Source organism: Brevibacillus sp. BD137, from assembly GCF_041644655.1.
Classification (GTDB): Bacteria; Bacillota; Bacilli; order Brevibacillales; family Brevibacillaceae; genus Brevibacillus; species Brevibacillus brevis_D.
This window is the reverse complement of the sequence record NZ_JAOTNO010000008.1, coordinates 54171-70698: the sequence shown is the minus strand read 5'-3', so window position 1 is coordinate 70698 and position 16528 is coordinate 54171. Positions and strand designations below refer to the sequence as shown.

Annotated in this window: 15 protein-coding genes and 1 pseudogene; 11 read left to right on the top strand and 5 right to left on the bottom strand. The window is 49.2% G+C overall.

The features are described 5' to 3' along the window. Positions 1–91: 91 nt before the first annotated feature. Complete coding sequence (gene pdxR / locus ODZ53_RS18130) at positions 92–1513, top strand: MocR-like pyridoxine biosynthesis transcription factor PdxR (RefSeq protein ID WP_372678885.1); 1422 nt, start codon at positions 92–94, stop codon at positions 1511–1513. Between the two features lie 129 nt (positions 1514–1642). Here pdxR (ODZ53_RS18130) and putP read toward each other — a convergent pair whose 3' ends face one another. Continuing rightward, on the bottom strand, positions 1643–3106 hold the full coding sequence (gene putP, locus ODZ53_RS18125) for a sodium/proline symporter PutP (protein ID WP_372678883.1): 1464 nt from the start codon (positions 3104–3106) through the stop codon (positions 1643–1645). Between the two features lie 186 nt (positions 3107–3292). Continuing rightward, complete coding sequence (locus ODZ53_RS18120) at positions 3293–3772, bottom strand: hypothetical protein (protein WP_173606330.1); 480 nt, start codon at positions 3770–3772, stop codon at positions 3293–3295. A gap of 124 nt (positions 3773–3896) precedes the next feature. Between ODZ53_RS18120 and ODZ53_RS18115 the strand changes: the two genes are divergently transcribed. Then, entirely contained in the window at positions 3897–4103 is a 207-nt protein-coding gene (locus ODZ53_RS18115) for a cold-shock protein (protein ID WP_015892633.1), read from the top strand. A 116-nt stretch (positions 4104–4219) separates the two neighbouring features. On the opposite strand, the gene ODZ53_RS18110 is transcribed toward ODZ53_RS18115, so the two are convergent. Together ODZ53_RS18110 and pdxR (ODZ53_RS18105) are read right to left on the bottom strand one after the other, a co-directional pair. Then, positions 4220–4420, bottom strand: a complete 201-nt coding sequence (locus ODZ53_RS18110) for a hypothetical protein (RefSeq protein ID WP_015892632.1) — start codon at positions 4418–4420, stop codon at positions 4220–4222. Between the two features lie 117 nt (positions 4421–4537). Beyond that, positions 4538–5977: a MocR-like pyridoxine biosynthesis transcription factor PdxR gene (gene pdxR, locus ODZ53_RS18105; protein ID WP_372678880.1), complete on the bottom strand. Its 1440-nt coding sequence runs from the start codon at positions 5975–5977 to the stop codon at positions 4538–4540. A 127-nt stretch (positions 5978–6104) separates the two neighbouring features. Here pdxR (ODZ53_RS18105) and tnpA point away from each other — a divergent pair. From tnpA to cimA, 9 genes and pseudogenes are all read left to right on the top strand, one after another. Beyond that, positions 6105–6364: pseudogene (gene tnpA, locus ODZ53_RS18100) on the top strand (IS200/IS605 family transposase); the annotation flags it as partial. Between the two features lie 2 nt (positions 6365–6366). Next, entirely contained in the window at positions 6367–7458 is a 1092-nt protein-coding gene (gene tnpB / locus ODZ53_RS18095; RefSeq protein WP_372678878.1) for an IS200/IS605 family element RNA-guided endonuclease TnpB, read from the top strand. Positions 7459–7632: 174 nt separating this feature from the next. Further along, a complete protein-coding gene (locus ODZ53_RS18090; RefSeq protein ID WP_087346046.1) occupies positions 7633–8427 on the top strand; it encodes a thymidylate synthase in 795 nt (264 codons plus the stop codon). After that, the gene (locus ODZ53_RS18085; protein WP_015892627.1) at positions 8424–8900 is read left to right on the top strand and encodes a dihydrofolate reductase; all 477 of its coding nucleotides are present in this window, start codon (positions 8424–8426) and stop codon (positions 8898–8900) included. The genes ODZ53_RS18090 and ODZ53_RS18085 overlap by 4 nt, the downstream gene beginning before the upstream one ends. Before the next feature lie 153 nt (positions 8901–9053). Continuing rightward, complete coding sequence (locus ODZ53_RS18080) at positions 9054–10052, top strand: histidinol phosphate phosphatase domain-containing protein (protein WP_372678875.1); 999 nt, start codon at positions 9054–9056, stop codon at positions 10050–10052. 70 nt (positions 10053–10122) lie between these two features. Next, positions 10123–11316: a M20 metallopeptidase family protein gene (locus tag ODZ53_RS18075; RefSeq protein WP_372678873.1), complete on the top strand. Its 1194-nt coding sequence runs from the start codon at positions 10123–10125 to the stop codon at positions 11314–11316. A gap of 118 nt (positions 11317–11434) precedes the next feature. Further along, positions 11435–12526, top strand: a complete 1092-nt coding sequence (locus ODZ53_RS18070) for a YheC/YheD family endospore coat-associated protein (RefSeq protein WP_372678871.1) — start codon at positions 11435–11437, stop codon at positions 12524–12526. Between the two features lie 105 nt (positions 12527–12631). Then, positions 12632–13471: an alpha/beta hydrolase gene (locus ODZ53_RS18065; RefSeq protein ID WP_372678869.1), complete on the top strand. Its 840-nt coding sequence runs from the start codon at positions 12632–12634 to the stop codon at positions 13469–13471. A gap of 119 nt (positions 13472–13590) precedes the next feature. Continuing rightward, complete coding sequence (cimA, locus tag ODZ53_RS18060) at positions 13591–15213, top strand: citramalate synthase (RefSeq protein ID WP_372678867.1); 1623 nt, start codon at positions 13591–13593, stop codon at positions 15211–15213. Positions 15214–15541: 328 nt separating this feature from the next. Here the strand turns inward: cimA and ODZ53_RS18055 are convergent, their stop codons facing one another. Continuing rightward, positions 15542–16405: a helix-turn-helix transcriptional regulator gene (locus ODZ53_RS18055; protein WP_372678865.1), complete on the bottom strand. Its 864-nt coding sequence runs from the start codon at positions 16403–16405 to the stop codon at positions 15542–15544. Positions 16406–16528 lie beyond the last annotated feature (123 nt).

Here is a 16528-nt window from a genome sequence, read left to right as displayed (position 1 = left end):
TGAATCTGGTACAATCATTGTAAAAGAGAACTGCTCCTATACATAGTGACAGTTTGGGAGAGTTGGATAGGGACAGAATGGAGGGCCGCTGATGGAGTACATGCCGGTCATGGATGCACAGAGCAAGGAACCTCTGTATCATCAGCTATACAAGCAATTGAGCAAACGGATTGCATCGGGAGAGATACCGTCCGGAACCAAGATGCCGTCGATTCGTCAGTTGATGAAAGCAAGCGGCGTCGGAAAAAATACGATTGAGGCTGCCTATCAGCAACTACTCGCAGAAGGCTACATCGTGAGCCGGGAGCGAAGTGGCTTTTATGCTGCCGAGATCGAGAGATGGTCAGAGCCAGTGGAGCAGGATGAGGAGATTGCCTTGTACTCATCTCTCTTGAAAAAGAAAAAAGGGGAGCATCTTACCTGTCGCTACAATTTTCACGGTTCTGTCATCGATACGAAGTCGTTTCCTTACGCTGCATGGCGCTCTTGTATGCTGGAAGCGCTGGATGTCTATCCGGAGGACTTTTCTTTTTACGGGGATGATCAAGGTGAGTGGGAGCTCCGAGAAGAGCTCAGTAAATATTTGCGCAGAGCACGTACGCTCATTTGTCGGCCTGAGCACATCATCATCGGCACTGGATTACAGCAGGCTCTCAGCTTTTTGTGTCTGCTCTTGGCAGATCGGCATCGTGTGGTTGCGATCGAGGAGCCTGGCTATGCAGATGCACGAATCGTCTTTTCCCAGCACGGCTATGAGGTCGTGTCCATCCCGCTAGTGGAAGACGGGCTGTCCATAGAAGCCTTGGAAAAAAGCAAAGCAACGGTCGTGTACACGACGCCTGCCCATCAATTTCCGTATGGGATGGTCATGCCAGTCGGCCAGCGCCAGCAATTGTTGCAATGGGCAAAGAAAAGGAACGGAATCATCATCGAAAATGATTACGATGGTGAATTCCGCTACAATGTACACCCTACGCCCTCTTTGCAAGGGATGGATCGGGACGGGTGTGTGGTTTATATCGGGAATTTTTCCAAAGCATTTTCTCCAGCACTTCGCTTGGATTACACGGTACTTCCGCGGCAATTGATCGAGCGATATTTGGAAGCATTCCAGGCGTATCCTTCTCCGGTTTCCCGCCATTTGCAGCGGAGCATGCAGTTGTTCATGCAAAAGGGCTACTGGGAAAAGCATGTCCGAAAAATGCGCACCGTCTATCACCGCAAGCACGATGCATTGCTTCGGTCGATACAGACGTACATGCCTCAGGAAGTACGAGTTTTGGGACAGTCAGCGGGGCTGCATATTTTGCTAGAGGTAGATACTTCCCGAACGGAAAGGGGGCTGATCGAGCTAGCTCGTGCGTCCGATGTTCGCGTTTATCCGAGCGGCCATAACTGGGCCAATGATCCGACGAATGTGCGGCCGCGAATCATCGTTGGATTTGGTGGAGTGGAGGAACAAGACATTGCAGTAGGAATCAGTCGTCTAGCAGAAGCTTGGTTTTCGTTATGATTGGCGCTTTTGCCGGATCTTCTCGTTCCGGTGGGGGTCTCAAATCGTTTCAACAGAAAAAAGCAGCCTATGGCGTGGGACAGGGCAATTGTCCAGCGCATAGGCTGCTTGGCTTTTTTTCGGCAGAGATTATTTCATGCTTTTTTGGTACTCATCAAATTGAGCAGTTACTTCATTCGAAGGTTTGCTGGTCAAATGGCTGACAACCACGATGGCGAGCAGGCTAATGGCAAAGCCGGGAACCATCTCGTAGAGGAAGTCCTTCAGCACATCAAAACGAGTCCAAATGATAACGGTAAGTGCGCCAGCGACCATCCCGGCGAGAGCACCCCATTTGTTCATGCGCTTCCAATAGAGGGATAGCAGAATGACAGGCCCAAACGAAGCGCCGAATCCTGCCCACGCATATCCAACGAGATCGAGGATCGTATCATTTTTATTCAAGGCGAGCAAAAAGGCGATGACAGATACAAGCAAGACGGACAGGCGGCCAATGGTGACCAGCTCTTTGTCGGTTGCAGAACGCTTGAAAAAGGTTTTGTAAATATCCTCGGTCAAGGAGCTGGAGGTGACGAGCAGCTGAGAGGAAATCGTACTCATGATCGCTGCCAAAATGGCCGCCAGCAAAAAGCCGGTAATGATCGGATGGAACAGAATCGTACCCAACTGGATGAAGATCGTCTCAGGATCGCTCAACGTCCAGCCTTGCTTGGAGTACAGGGCAATACCGACCAGACCTGTCAGCATGGCGCCAATGACGGAGAAAATCATCCAGCCCATACCGATGCTGCGTGCTTTTTTAATCTCACTCGTGGACGTGATCGCCATAAAGCGAACGATAATGTGCGGTTGTCCGAAATAGCCGAGACCCCATGCAAACAAAGAAATGATGCCGAGCAGGCTCGTCCCTTTAAAAATGTCAAGCAAAGAGGGATCGACAGCGTGAATCTCGGTAAATGTTTCTCCCAATCCGCCTGCTGTAAGAACGGTCACAAGCGGAACGAGAATGAGCGCGATGACCATGATGAGTCCTTGTACAGCGTCCGTCCAGCTTACAGCGAGGAAGCCGCCAAACAATGTGTAGGCAATGGTGACCAATCCAACAATCCATAGTCCCGTTTGATAGCTCAGATGGAAGGTGTTTTCAAACAACACGCCTCCAGAGACGAGACCAGATGAGACGTAAAAGGTAAAAAAGATCATAATAACAAGGGCTGAGACAAGACGAAGCATCCGAGACCCGTCCCCGAAACGATTTTCCAAGAAAGCAGGAATCGTAATCGAGTTGTTGGCAACCTCTGTATACGAGCGAAGGCGGGGAGCGACGTACAGCCAGTTGGCATAAGCCCCGAGAGTCAGACCAATGGCAATCCAGGATGCGCTAAGACCTTGGGCAAACATGGCGCCAGGCAAGCCCATCATCAACCAGCCACTCATGTCGGATGCACCCGCGCTGAGAGCGGTTACAGTTGGACCGAGCGACCGACCGCCGAGCATGTAGTCTGTCAGATTGGAGGTACGTTTGTAGGCATAATAGCCGATCAGGAGCATACCTGCCATGTACACAATAATAGATGCGAGTAGCATATTCATTGGCATCACCTCGTTGTGTTTAGTATTTGTGAAAATTATATGAACATCTTACACATTATCATGCCCAATTATAAAAATCTATAAGGAAATACAGAAAATTTTGTAGAAATCCAATAAAAAGTTTTTTAATAACACGAAAAAGCCCGCGAGGATTGATCGCAGGCTTCCCTTGAAATGTTTTCCAAATTACTGAACTTGTACCTGACCGTTTCCGTCGAGTGTTACTTTGAATTCCTTTACGACTGTAGGCTCTGCACCTTGGTTGTTCAAATCGTGCTTGAGCACTTTGAAAGTACCATCGGCAGAGAGTGTGCCTGTATATTCAACACCAAACATGTCAGATTTGTAAAAGCTGAAGTTCGCAAGCTCGGTTTTTTGCAATTCATTTACGAGCAACTGACCATCTCCACTGAACATGGCCTTACGCAATGCTTCAGAGGATTCGTATTTTTGCTGGAGGTATGTTTGCAACTGTTTGGCGACTTCAGACTCAGCCAGTTGCTTGCCGGCTTCGAGAACTTGTTGGCCCGCTTCAACAGCTTGTTTTCCTGTCTCAATCGCTTGTTGACCTGTTTCTACTGCTTGCTGGGCGGTTTGGACCCCTTCTGATAGATCGGAGCAGGCAGTGAGCAGCAACGCGCATGCGATCATCCATACTTTTTTCATGTGATTCACTCCTTTCTGGCGTGACGATTCATACTTTATTTATTTTACCGTATATCCACTGACTTCGCATCCGCATATGATGGGGTAAGCGTAAGAGCTGCACTGATTACAGGGAGGAAACACAATGATTCAAGGGAAAGTAAAATGGTTCAGCAAAGAAAAGGGCTATGGGTTTATTGAGCGTGATGGAGGACCTGATGTATTCGTACACTACTCTGCGATCACGGGGGCAGGTTACCGGAACTTGGAGGAAGGCGAGCAGGTGGTTTTTGAAATCGTGAATGGTCAGCGTGGGCTGCAAGCCGCCAATGTGGCGAGGAAAGTCGTGTAAAAGAGGTATCATCTTCTAAAAACACATGACGAAGGACCTCCTTCGATTCAAAAACGCCGTCATACCTGTACAAGGCAGACGGCGTCTTATTTATGTCACGTATCGTTCGGGATGGATCAAAGGTTGTTGTAGAGAAAGACTGACAATGCAATCACCAAGGCGATGGTAATCATGCCGTAAATGATCAACAGATTGCGGGAGCGTTGTTTAAAGTCCCGCACTTTGGATTCGGATGGGTTCATACCGATTTTTATGGTAACGACGAGACCTATGAGAACAAGTACAATAATAGCAATAATGAAAGGCAAAATACTCATAACAGCCAGTCCTTTCTGTATGGCCCAGTCATCCTGCCGGATATACACGAGGATGCATACGGTAGCTTACTTCGATCATATACCGACCGCACAAAAATGTTGCCATCCACTTGGGGATTATTTTGACCATCCACTTGCTGAGAATGCATCCGCTAAGCGAGAGACTGCCTCAGTGATCTGATCTAGGGTAACTCTGCCAAAGGTGAAGCGGACATACCCTTGCTCCGCGCCGAAAAGATGTCCCGGAACGAAAACTACTCCCCGTTTGACTGATTCTGTGAGAAAATGTTCGCCGCTCCATTCCCCTTTAAATTTACACCACAGGTGAATGCCACCCTCTGACCCGACCATTTCTACTTGATCACCGAACTTGTCTTGGAGCGAGGAGACAAGCTGATCGTGCCGCAAGGATAGCTCTGTTCGCAACAGATCGATGTGACTCGCAAACTGAGGAGATCCGAGAAAGCGATTCGCCAGCCATTGCGGAAAAATGCTGTGCCCAAAATCAAACTGTTGTTTCGCATCTGCCAATCTTTCCATGACGGTAGGGGGCCCGACGATCCAGCCGATTCGTAGACCTGAGGCTACGATTTTGGTCAAAGAGCTGATATAGAGTACTGTTCCGTGTTGATCCAGTGATTTTAAGGTTGGGACGGGCTCTCTCGAAAAACTGGTCAGGCTGTATGGGTCATCCTCGATGATCGGAATCCCTTTTTCATAGGAGAACGCGAGCAATTCCTGGCGCCGCTCCAATGAAAGTAGCGTTCCTGTCGGGTTCTGATAATTCGGATTGAGAAAAACCATTTTGATGCGGTGCTGGCGGTGGAGCTGGGCCAAGTGCTTCGGGTCGATTCCATCCCGGTCGACAGGCAGCGAAAACGTACGCAAGCCAGCAGAATGAAAAAGCGGCAAGGAATAACAATAAGACGGCTTCTCAATGGCAACCGCATCCCCTGGCTTTAACAAGCATTGAACGACGAGATGAAGGGCTTGCTGTGCGCCTGACGTAATCATAATGGAGGTAGCGGGTGCTTCGATGCTTCGCCATGCTTTCATGTGGAGACTCAATGTTTCTCGCAAAGCCCAATTGCCCTGCGGATGCTCATAGCCGAGGTGAGCCGGGAAGTCATCGGGGTTCATGAGCTGCTGGAGCGTTTGATTGGGGACGAGATCGGTCGAGAGCTCGCCACTCGCCAAATCGATCAAGTCATTTTCCTGTGTTTCACGACGGATTTTGCGAATCAGCGGTAAATTCGGACGAAATGAACCTGATTCCGTCAAATGACGCCAGTTCGGAACGCGGGTCCGTGCCAGTCCCCAAATATCTTGGCTGACGATGGTACCACTTCCTTGTATGCGCTCGATCATACCTGCTGCTTGCAGCTCATCGTACGCAGCGACGACGGTCGAGCGGTTGACGTTCAGTTCTTTGGCCAGTGTGCGCTCCGAGGGCAAATAGCTGCCAGGACCGAATTCACCACTGCTGATTCGTTGCTCAATTTGCTCTGCTATTTGTTTATATAAGGGCTTTGTAGGAACAGAAGATTTGCCATCCATCACGAATCCCGCTTTCTATATTTATTACTCGTGCCGTAAAACCCCTTGCTTTAGCTATGGGGATATAAGGTACTTTGCTCTGCATCCCCTGTAGGGGGTGCTAAGGAAGTGGTATAATTAACCATGGGTGATGGTCTTGAGTAGATCAGTGGAAAGTAACCACAATGTCGTATTTGACTGTAAATATCACGTTGTTTTCTGTCCGAAGTATCGTAAAAAGGTTTTGAAAGAGCCAGTAGACATCGATTAAAAGAGTTGTTTCTTGAAAAGGCAGTGGAACTACGTGTGGAAGTTGTTGAAATGGAAATCATGCCTGATCATGTTCATTTGCTCATCAAATGCGATCCGCAATTCGGAATCCACCGAGTCGTAAAACATTTGAAGGGAACTTGCATAGAGCCTACAAATTCCGTTTGTATCCAAACAAAGAACAAGCAACACTCATCAACAAGACAATTGGATGTACTCGCTTTGTATTCAATCACTTTCTTGCGAAACGAAAAGATGCTTACGAACAAGAAAACAAAACGTTGAATTACAACGACTGTTCTGCTTTGCTCACGCAACTTAAAAAAGAAATCGGATGGTTGAAAGAAGTGGACTCCACTGCCCTACAATCAACCTTAAAAGATTTGGATTCCTCCTACAGAAAGTTTTTCAAAGAGAAAAAAGGCTATCCCAAATTCAAGAGCAAGAAGAACCCAAAGCAATCCTATACATGCAAGATGAACATCAAAATAGAAGGGAATCGCATCAAACTTCCTAAGCTGGGATGGGTATCGTTTGCTAAATCCAGAGAAGTTGAAGGGCGAATCCTATCGGCTACGATTAGATGCAATCCTTCAGGTAAATACTTTGTATCCGTATTGTGTGAAACGGAGAGTAAATTACTCCCAATAGTAGAACGAACAGTTGGGATTGACCTTGGAATCAAGGATTTCGCCATTCTCTCTACTGGTGAGAGGGTAGCAAATCCCAAATACTATCGCAAGTATGAAAAGCAACTGGTGAAGTGGCAACGGATTCAATCTCGTAGACAAAAAGGCAGCAACAACCGGAACAAGGCGCGTACCAAAGTAGCTCGACTCCACGAAAAAATTGCAAATACCCGTAACGATTTTCTACATAAGCTGTCAACCAAGCTGATTAACGAAAGCCAAGTGATCTGTTTGGAGGACTTGCAAGTGGAAAATATGGTCAAAAATCACAAGTTAGCCAAATCCATTGCAGATGCTTCGTGGTCGATGTTTCGTGCGATGCTGGAGTATAAGGCAGAATGGTATGGAAGAAAGGTCTCCATTGTGGGAAAACAATTTCCTTCAAGCCAGCTCTGCTCAACGCCAAACTGCGGATACCGCAACAAAGAAGTGAAAAGTCTTAACTTGCGCAGTTGGATATGCCCACACTGTGGCGTACAACATGATCGTGACCAAAACGCTGCGATCAATATTGAGCAAGAAGGACTTCGATTGTTGGCGTAGTCAACTAAACTGTGGGACACACAGGGATAGCTTGGTAAAATTCATTCCGTTAGGAGTGACTACCCAAGAATCCCCCGCCTTTAGGCATGGGGAGTGTCAATATATCATGACATTCCGATCTTTCCTTTTCGTCTGGGTCAGGTAAAATAGATGAGATGGAAGGAGAGATGGACGATGAAACAATACCTGGATTTGTGCCAGCGCATTTTGGATGAGGGTGTCACAAAAGAGGATCGGACAGGCACCGGAACGACCAGTGTTTTTGGGCACCAGATGCGTTTTGACCTGAGTGAAGGCTTTCCCATGGTCACGACGAAAAAGCTGCATATGAAATCGATCATCCACGAATTGCTCTGGTTTTTATCAGGCGATACCAATGTCCGTTACTTGCAGGAAAACGGCGTGCGGATCTGGAACGAATGGGCCGATGAAAACGGAGATTTAGGCCCGGTATACGGAAGCCAATGGCGTTCTTTTACTGGACGCGACGGCAAAACAGTGGACCAGATTCAATGGGTCATTGATGAGATCAAACGCAATCCGGACTCTCGTCGCTTGATCGTTAGTGCGTGGAATCCGGCTGAATTGGACAAGATGGCATTGCCGCCTTGTCACCTGCTGTTCCAGTTTTACGTAGCGAATGGCAAGCTGTCCTGCCAGCTGTATCAACGCAGTGGCGACACGTTTTTGGGTGTGCCGTTTAATATCGCTTCCTACGCGTTGCTGACGCATATGGTGGCGCATGTCACAGGGCTTGAAGTGGGCGATTTTGTTCATACGATCGGAGACGCTCATCTGTATCTCAACCATATCGAGCAGGTCAAGCTACAGCTCACTCGCGAGCCGAAACCACTGCCAAAGCTCGTGCTCAATCCAGATGTGACTTCGATTTTTGACTTCAAATACGAAGATATAGAAATCGTAGGCTACGAATCCCACCCGCACATCAAAGGCGAGGTGGCCGTATGATCAGTTTGATTGTTGCCTATGCCCGCAACCAAGTCATCGGAAAAGATGGCGACATGCCGTGGCACCTTCCTGCCGACTTGAAAAATGTGAAGGAATTAACGACAGGAAAAACGATTGTAATGGGACGCAAAACGTTCGAATCGATCGGCAAGCCGCTGCCTAACCGCAGAAATGTCGTTCTGACACGTAGCCAGGACTTTCACCCTGAAGGTGTAGATGTCGTTCATACGAAGGAAGAAGTTCTCGCCATGGGTGATGTCATCATCTTTGGCGGCTCGGAAATTTATCGCCAGTTCCTCGATGTCGTTGATCGACTGTACATTACAGAGATCGATTTGGAAACAGAGGGCGATACGTTTTTCCCGGCATGGGATCGCGATGCTTACACCTTGGTGGACAAGCGTGAGGGTATCGTGGATGAGAAGAACGTTCATCCGCATGCGTTTTACGTGTATGAGCGGAAAAATAGCTGATAAACAAAAATGCCTCGATGCTGAGGCATTTTTTTGTTCTTTTTTCACCTCTTCTACTAGGTCGTTCGTCATGTGAATACTCGACATATGTATGGAACCAAACGCATATATAACGATAGGAAATAGCAGGGACGAACCTAAGGAGGTGATCGGGTGAAGGTAGACTTTCACGTCCATCTGGAGGAAGGGCCGTATTCGCTGGACTGGTTGCTCAAGCAAGCGGAATCATTGCGCCCCGTCGTGGAGCATGCCGAAGTGATGGGGAGCCGAAAATGGGCAAGTATGCTGACCAATGGGTTGGCAGAACGCCTACAACAAGGCCCGTATTCACGAGATTGGCTTGAATTGTATCGATTACGTGCCAAACAGGCTGGGATTCAGCAAGTTTGCGTGGTCGAGCACTTATATCGTTTTCATGAGTATCGGTCGTATTACGAACAGTATGTGCACATCGGCTCTGATCGTTTGGGGACAGCGCAACGCAAATGGCTGAGCCAGGTCGCAAACGATTCACTGGACAGCTTTGTTGTTTTCCTGCAAAAAGAGCGGCTTCGCTGGGCGGAGGATGGAATTGAGCTGCGTGTCGGGATTGAATTGGATTATTTTTCGGGTGGAGAAGAGACACTGCGGGATGTCATCAATCAATATCCGTGGGATGTGTGCATAGGAGCCGTGCATTTTCTGGAAGGCTGGGGTTATTCGATCCAGGGTGGACAAGAACGCTTTGGAAGACAGGAGCTAATCGGATTGTACAGCCTTTATTTTGATAAGCTGGAGCAGGCGATCGAATCGCAATTATTCGATGTTATCGCCCATATCGATGGCATCAAAGCGTTTGGTATGCGACCGGATGAGACTGCCCTATTGCCGTATTATCAGCGTTTGGCCCGGGCTCTTGGACGTATGGGGATTGCGACGGAAATCAATACAGGCTACGGTTTGGCGAGTCAACTCCGTGAATTTTCGCCCAGCTATCGTTTTCTAGAAATCTTGTTCCAGAATGAGGTACCCATCACCTTGGCGTCTAACGCTACTGCGCCTGATCAAGTCGGTCAGCATTTGGACGAGGCTCGAGCGCAGTTGAAACGGGTAGGCTATACGAGCTTTGCGGTTTTTGAAAAGCGAAAACGTAGCATGCTCGCCCTGGATTAGTCAAGCTCCCCATTTGTCCCATGAATCTGCTATGATGGGACAAGAATAGTGAATCAAGGGGGGAAGAACCATGGCCTTGCAGGAACAATTAAAAGAGCTGCTAAAAGAGATGGAACCACAAATCATTAGCTGGAGGCGTCATCTGCACCAGCATCCCGAGCTTTCCTTTCAAGAGGAGAAGACTCCAGCCCTTATTGCCGAAATATTGAGAGGACTTCACTTCGATGAGGTTCGCACAGGAGTTGGCGGTAGAGGAGTCATCGGCGTTTTGCGCGGTGGGCGCCCGGGTAAGGTCGTCGCGTTGCGAGCGGATTTTGATGCGCTGCCGATTCAAGATCAAAAAGATGTACCGTATAAATCGACTGTACCTGGCGTCATGCATGCGTGTGGGCATGATGCGCACACTTCCCAGCTACTAGGACTCGCTTCTGTTTTGGCAGCACATCGTGAGCAGTTTGCCGGTGAAATTCGCTTTGTTTTTCAGCATGCGGAGGAGGAAAATCCGGGCGGAGCTATCCAAATGGTTCAGGATGGTGCTGTAGATGGCGTCGATGCGATCTTTGGTGTTCATCTGTGGTCGATGTTCCCTGTAGGAAAGGTATTCATTAGTGCGGGTCCGCTCATGGCGAATACGGACGACTTTTCCATCGAGATTAAAGGAAAAGGGGGACACGGTGCTGTTCCGGAAGAAACCGTCGACTCTATTGTGATCGGTTCACAAATCGTCGGACATCTGCAAACGATTGCCAGCCGCAACGTTAGCCCGTTAGAAAGTGTGGTCGTGACCGTGGGGACGTTCCACGGCGGAGACAGTACGAACATCATCGCAGATAGCTGTCGTTTGACTGGGACTGTCCGCTCCTTTTTGCCAGACGTCCGCGATCGTGCGGAGCAGCGCCTGACAGAAATAGCGGAGGGGACGGCTGCCATGATGGGAGGAAGCGCTACAGTTGTCTACGAGCGAGGATATCCAGCCGTCATTAACCATGAAAAGGAAACAGCGATCGCACGGGAAGCAGCTATTGCAGCGTTTGGAGCTGGCCGTGTGGAGTCGATGAAGCCGTTGATGGGGGGCGAGGACTTTTCGTACTATTTGGAAAAGGTGCCCGGCGCTTACTTGTTCGTAGGGGCAGGCAATCCGGAAAAACTGGCAACATATCCCCACCACCATCCCAGCTTCGATATCGACGAGGATGCCATGCTCATCGCAGGCGAGCTCTTGGGACGAACAGCGCTGCACTATTTGGAAACACAGCAACGATAAGAAAACGCATGAAAGATGCGCTTTTGCCTACATAGGACAAAGGCGCTTTTTTTTGCTTTCAACCATAAGCTATACGAGGCTAGCTAGAAAATCGAATAAGGGAGGGAGGGGCCTTTCGGTGAGAAAACGGATAGGCGTACTGACCTACCGAGGAGAATCAGGCTTTGTCGAGCCCGGCTATTTGCGAAGGCTGGTAGAGGCAGGAAGAGAAATGGGGGCAGAGGTTTTTTTGTTTAGCCCACAAGATGTCCGTTTTACAGAAAAGCGGATCAACGGTTTTGTATCAGATGGCAAGAAGTGGAGACGAGAGTTTTTCCCCTGGCCCGATATCGTCATCGACCGTTATCGCTACTATCCATTGCCTAAGCATCGTGCCTATTTGCCATTTCGCAAGCAAAACTGGTTCCGTTATGCGAATAATCGCTTCTCGAACAAATATGTCGTTCATCAGATTTTGATACAAGATCCACAGCTACAGCGCTGGCTTCCCGAAACACTCCCCTACGACAGAAAAACGCTTGCCACGATGCTTGCCAATCATCGTCTGGTTTATCTCAAGCCGACAAACGGCACAGGTGGAAGAAGCATACTGCGTGTGGAGAAACGAGCAGGTCGTTACCTTTTGCATGGCAGGACCAAGCAGCAAGCCAAAAGCTGTGAAAAACTGGCGACGCTCACAGAGGTGTGCGAGCGGCTGGAGCATTGGATGAAGAATGAGAAGAGCGGAAACGAGCAGTTTTTTCTTCAACAGGGGCTACAATTGTCACTGGTTCCCAAGCGAACAGTAGATGCTCGCATGCTTGTGCAAAAGGACGGGAAGGGTCAGTGGTGTTTGACCGGGATGGGCATTCGGGTTGGGCCGATCCAATCATCCACCTCGAATTTGCATGGGGGAGGAACAGCTTTGCCTGCTGTTTCGTTCTTGGTCACACGATTTGGTCAGGAAATGGCAGAGCGGATTGTACAGGAATGCAAGGAGCTCGCGATTAAGACGGTTACACGCATTGAAGAGCATTTCGGCCTGATGATGGAGTTTGGCTTTGACCTGGGGATTGATGTTCATGGCAGGGTTTGGATTATCGAAATCAATCCGAAGCCAGGGAGAGAAATTTTCAAGCAGATGCGTCAGCACAAGCGATATGCGACGGCGGTTCGACGGCCGTTGGAGTATGCGTTGTATCTTGTTAATAAGGGCAATGCAGCTAACTAAAGAGGATCTTCCATAGTGGAAGGTCTCTTTTTTTGTTATTTCCGTTTCTTTTAAGAGGGGGACACGGCATAATAATAAAAAAATGGCACAAGAGGTGAAACGCACATGCAAAAACAATCCTTTTCCATCGCACTCGACGAGGAGTTAACGCTGCGCGGCGACATTCATACGGAGGAATCGGCAGGCTCAGCACAGCCACTACTGCTGTTTTGCCATGGCTTTAAAGGTTTCAAGGATTGGGGAAGCTTTCCCTACGTGGCCGATGAACTAGCTAAGCAAGGCATTACCACCATTCGCTTTAATTTTAGCTGCAATGGCGTAGGGGAGAGCTTGACGGAGTTCGACGAGCTGGAGAAATTCGGACGCAATACATATGCGCGCGAGCTGGCTGATTTGCAAGCATTGACGGAACGGATTTTGTCAGGCAAGCTCCCGTTACCCGATTACGTGGACAAAACGAAGCTGTATGTATTGGGACACAGCAAGGGCGGCGGTGACGCGATCTTATTCGGAGCAAACAACCCGCAGGTGGCAGGGATTGTAACCTGGAACGGAATCGCTCATGTCGATTTGTTCGATGAAAAGCTGCGCAGACAAATAGAAGAGACAGGTGTCGGATACATAGCAAATGCACGAACCGGTCAAGACATGCCAATCACCAGAGTCGTGATCGAGGATGTGGACAACAATCGCCAACAATACGATATTTTGGAACTGGTTTCTACGATGGAGCAACCACTGTGCATCATCACAGGAGAAAAAGATTATGTCCGTCTGGTAGAGGGTGCAAAAAGAATTCATCAGGCTGCCAAAAACAGCAAGCTGCACTGGATTGAAGGCGGAGATCATACATTTAACACGCGTCATCCGTTTGCGGGTACATCGGCTCCGTTGGAAGCTGCGATCAAGCAAACCGTCGCATTTGTCCGCACCCCACGGACATAGGAAAAACCTCTATTTTCCCGCGTTTTCTTTCCATTTGGGCTGTGGTATACTGGGAATCGTTCTAACGGTTCGAATGATGTGATTATTCAGAAAAATAACAGAACAGGTGGAGAAGAAACATGAATAGCAAGGTGTATCTGTATGATACGACCCTGCGAGATGGAACGCAGGGAGAGGGGATCAGCCTGTCGGTAGAAGACAAGATAAAGATCGCACTGCGGCTGGATCAGTTTGGTATCGATTTTATTGAAGGCGGTTGGCCGGGCAGCAATCCAAAGGACATGGCTTTTTTTGAACGTATCCGGGAGATTTCGCTGCAGCACGCAAAGGTAACGGCTTTTGGCAGTACCTGTAGACCGAATGTAGCAGCGACGGATGATGACAATCTGCAAGCGTTGATCTTAAGCGGAGCCTCGGCAGCCGCGATCTTCGGGAAATCATGGGACTTGCACGTGACGGATGCTCTCAAGACGACGTTGGAAGAAAACGTGCGCATGGTTGCTGATTCGGTTGCATTTTTAAAAGAAAACGGACTGACGACTCTCTTTTTGGCAGAGCATTTCTTCGATGGGTACAAGGCGAATCCACGCTACGCATTGCGGGTGCTGGAAGCAGCAGAAGAGGCTGGGGCTGATTGGATTGTTCTCTGTGATACAAACGGCGGGACACTGCCGCATGAAGTTTATGATATTGTTAAAACGACTGTGGGTCATCTACGGACGCCTGTAGGCATTCATCCGCATAATGACAGCGGAGTGGCAGTTGCCAATGCACTGGCTGCGATACAGGCGGGCGCACAGCAAGTACAAGGAACGATTAACGGTATCGGTGAGCGCTGCGGGAACGTCAACCTGATCTCAGTGGTTCCGAATTTGCAGCTCAAGCTGGGCCATCATTGTGTGAGCAGTGATCAATTGCAGGAGCTGACACAGCTGTCTCGCTATGTAGCGGAAATTGCCAACATGACGATGCCGAACAACCAGCCGTTTGTCGGGTACAGTGCTTTTGCTCACAAGGGTGGTATTCACGTAAGCGCCGTTATGCGCGATCCGAAAACGTACGAGCACATCGAGCCAGAAAATATCGGCAACAAACGTCGCGTACTCGTCTCAGAGCTCGCAGGACAAAGCAATTTGCTCGCCAAAATGGAAGAGCTCGAGATCGATCTGTCGCTGGATCGTGAAAAGGCGAGAGAAATCATTACACACATCAAAGAGCGCGAATTCCAAGGCTATCAATACGAGGGAGCAGAGGCTTCGCTCACGCTGATGCTGCTGGAAGCCTCCGGCAAGCTGAAAAACCTGTTCAAGCTAGACTCCTTCAAAATCATGTTGGAAAAGGCAGCCATCCAATCGATCACATCGGAGGCAACCGTGAAGCTGCGGGTGAACGGGGAGTCTGTCCATACGGCTGCTGATGGCAACGGTCCGGTGAACGCGCTGGACAATGCGATGCGAAAAGCATTGGAGAGCTACTACCCGTGCATTGCAAAAATGCAGCTAGAAGATTACAAGGTGCGTGTCTTGGACGAAAACGGCGCGACTGCTGCAAAAGTACGTGTCCTAATCGAATCCTCGAGCAACGGCGAAAAGTGGAGCACAGTCGGCGTCTCCACCAATGTCATCGAAGCGAGCTGGGAAGCACTGGCAGACAGTATCCGTTACTTGCTGTGGAAAGAAGGCTGCGAGGAAGTCGGAAGCCTTGCTTCCTCCGGGACGCGTGTGGGAATTGTAAATCATTAACAAAGTGGACCAGCCCGGGCAGATGCCGTCGGGCTGGTTTTTCTTTGCTTAAAAGGTAACGATCAACGTACAAGGCTAATGAGAAGAAAAAGCACAGGGCTCGTAGACCTTGACAACGCCTACCCAGTCGGAACTTCCAAAAGGGGACCACGCTTGTCGAACACTTCTTCTCTGAGAAACTTCCGCCCGTAGGGTGGCTTTGGCTCGACGGTCCCCTTTTGGAAGTGGAGACGGACAGCCAATCCCCCATGCAGGCGTGTCAGAGTCGAAGAGTACTGTGCTTTTTCTTCTCCTCCACCATGTTGACTCAAACCACAAAGACCTTCGGTCACGGCTGGGAAGAAGAAACCGGCCGATCAATCAGTTGCCACAGCTTTGTCTCGGTGGCAGAATTCGGGTCAGGTGTGTAAATGCTGCACCGCAAATCCGCATTCCCGGAAACTTGCAGCGAAGTCAGATGAAAGAGCATTTTCCCTACCTTCGCATGACGGAATTCCAGTAATACCTCCGGGGCTGAGCTGACGCGGCTCTGCTCCCACAGGTCGTGAAAGTCGGGATGAACCTGCCGCATCTCGCTTAAAAACTGCTCGTACCACTCGTCCTCTACATACTGACCGTAATTGGCGCGAAAAATCGCGAGAAAGCCGCTGACGAAATGCTCCCAGTTGACGGCCAGCCGTCGTAATTCCTTACGCGTAAACACGAGGCGGATTAAATTCCGCTCTTCATAAGGGATTTGTTCAAAATCAAGAAAGACATGTGTAGCTGCCTCGTTCCAGCCGACAATATGACTGCGCCGATCTGAAATGATGGTTGGGCACGAGCGCAACTCTTTTAAGATTCGTTTCAGGGCTGGATTGATCTGCGGCGGTTCATCTTTTTGCGGGCTTTGCCCAACTCCAGTCCCTGTCTCTAGTGCCAGCGCATACAAATATTTGTGCTCATCGACGGTAAGCTGCAAGGCTCTTGCTACCGCATCCAGAACAGAAGGCGAGACCTTGATATCGCGGCCTTGTTCCAGCCATGTATACCAGGTGGAGCTAACCCCGGCAAGCTGAGCTACTTCTTCTCTTCGTAGCCCAGGTGTTCTTCTGCGCGTCCCAGGGGCCAGCCCGACCGATTGTGGCAGGATTTTGGCGCGTTGCGCTTTCAAAAAAGTAGACAGTGCCTGCAAACGCGTTTGCTGATTCATGGAACACCCTCCGTTTCCTCAACTGGATAAGTTTGTTAGACTAGTACTCATTATACTAGGATAAACAACAACTTGTAATAGGATAACCCGTGTGACAAGATGGTTTCCATAAGGCACTCGAAT

What these genes read in the sequence shown, in the direction of transcription:
- pdxR (WP_372678885.1), top strand. Translation starts at nt 92, where the DNA reads ATGGAGTACATGCCGGTCATGGATGCACAGAGCAAGGAACCTCTGTAT.
- putP (WP_372678883.1), bottom strand. Translation starts at nt 3,106, where the DNA reads ATGAATATGCTACTCGCATCTATTATTGTGTACATGGCAGGTATGCTC.
- ODZ53_RS18120 (WP_173606330.1), bottom strand. Translation starts at nt 3,772, where the DNA reads ATGAAAAAAGTATGGATGATCGCATGCGCGTTGCTGCTCACTGCCTGC.
- ODZ53_RS18115 (WP_015892633.1), top strand. Translation starts at nt 3,897, where the DNA reads ATGATTCAAGGGAAAGTAAAATGGTTCAGCAAAGAAAAGGGCTATGGG.
- ODZ53_RS18110 (WP_015892632.1), bottom strand. Translation starts at nt 4,420, where the DNA reads ATGAGTATTTTGCCTTTCATTATTGCTATTATTGTACTTGTTCTCATA.
- pdxR (WP_372678880.1), bottom strand. Translation starts at nt 5,977, where the DNA reads ATGGATGGCAAATCTTCTGTTCCTACAAAGCCCTTATATAAACAAATA.
- ODZ53_RS18090 (WP_087346046.1), top strand. Translation starts at nt 7,633, where the DNA reads ATGAAACAATACCTGGATTTGTGCCAGCGCATTTTGGATGAGGGTGTC.
- ODZ53_RS18085 (WP_015892627.1), top strand. Translation starts at nt 8,424, where the DNA reads ATGATCAGTTTGATTGTTGCCTATGCCCGCAACCAAGTCATCGGAAAA.
- ODZ53_RS18075 (WP_372678873.1), top strand. Translation starts at nt 10,123, where the DNA reads ATGGCCTTGCAGGAACAATTAAAAGAGCTGCTAAAAGAGATGGAACCA.
- ODZ53_RS18065 (WP_372678869.1), top strand. Translation starts at nt 12,632, where the DNA reads ATGCAAAAACAATCCTTTTCCATCGCACTCGACGAGGAGTTAACGCTG.
- cimA (WP_372678867.1), top strand. Translation starts at nt 13,591, where the DNA reads ATGAATAGCAAGGTGTATCTGTATGATACGACCCTGCGAGATGGAACG.
- ODZ53_RS18055 (WP_372678865.1), bottom strand. Translation starts at nt 16,405, where the DNA reads ATGAATCAGCAAACGCGTTTGCAGGCACTGTCTACTTTTTTGAAAGCG.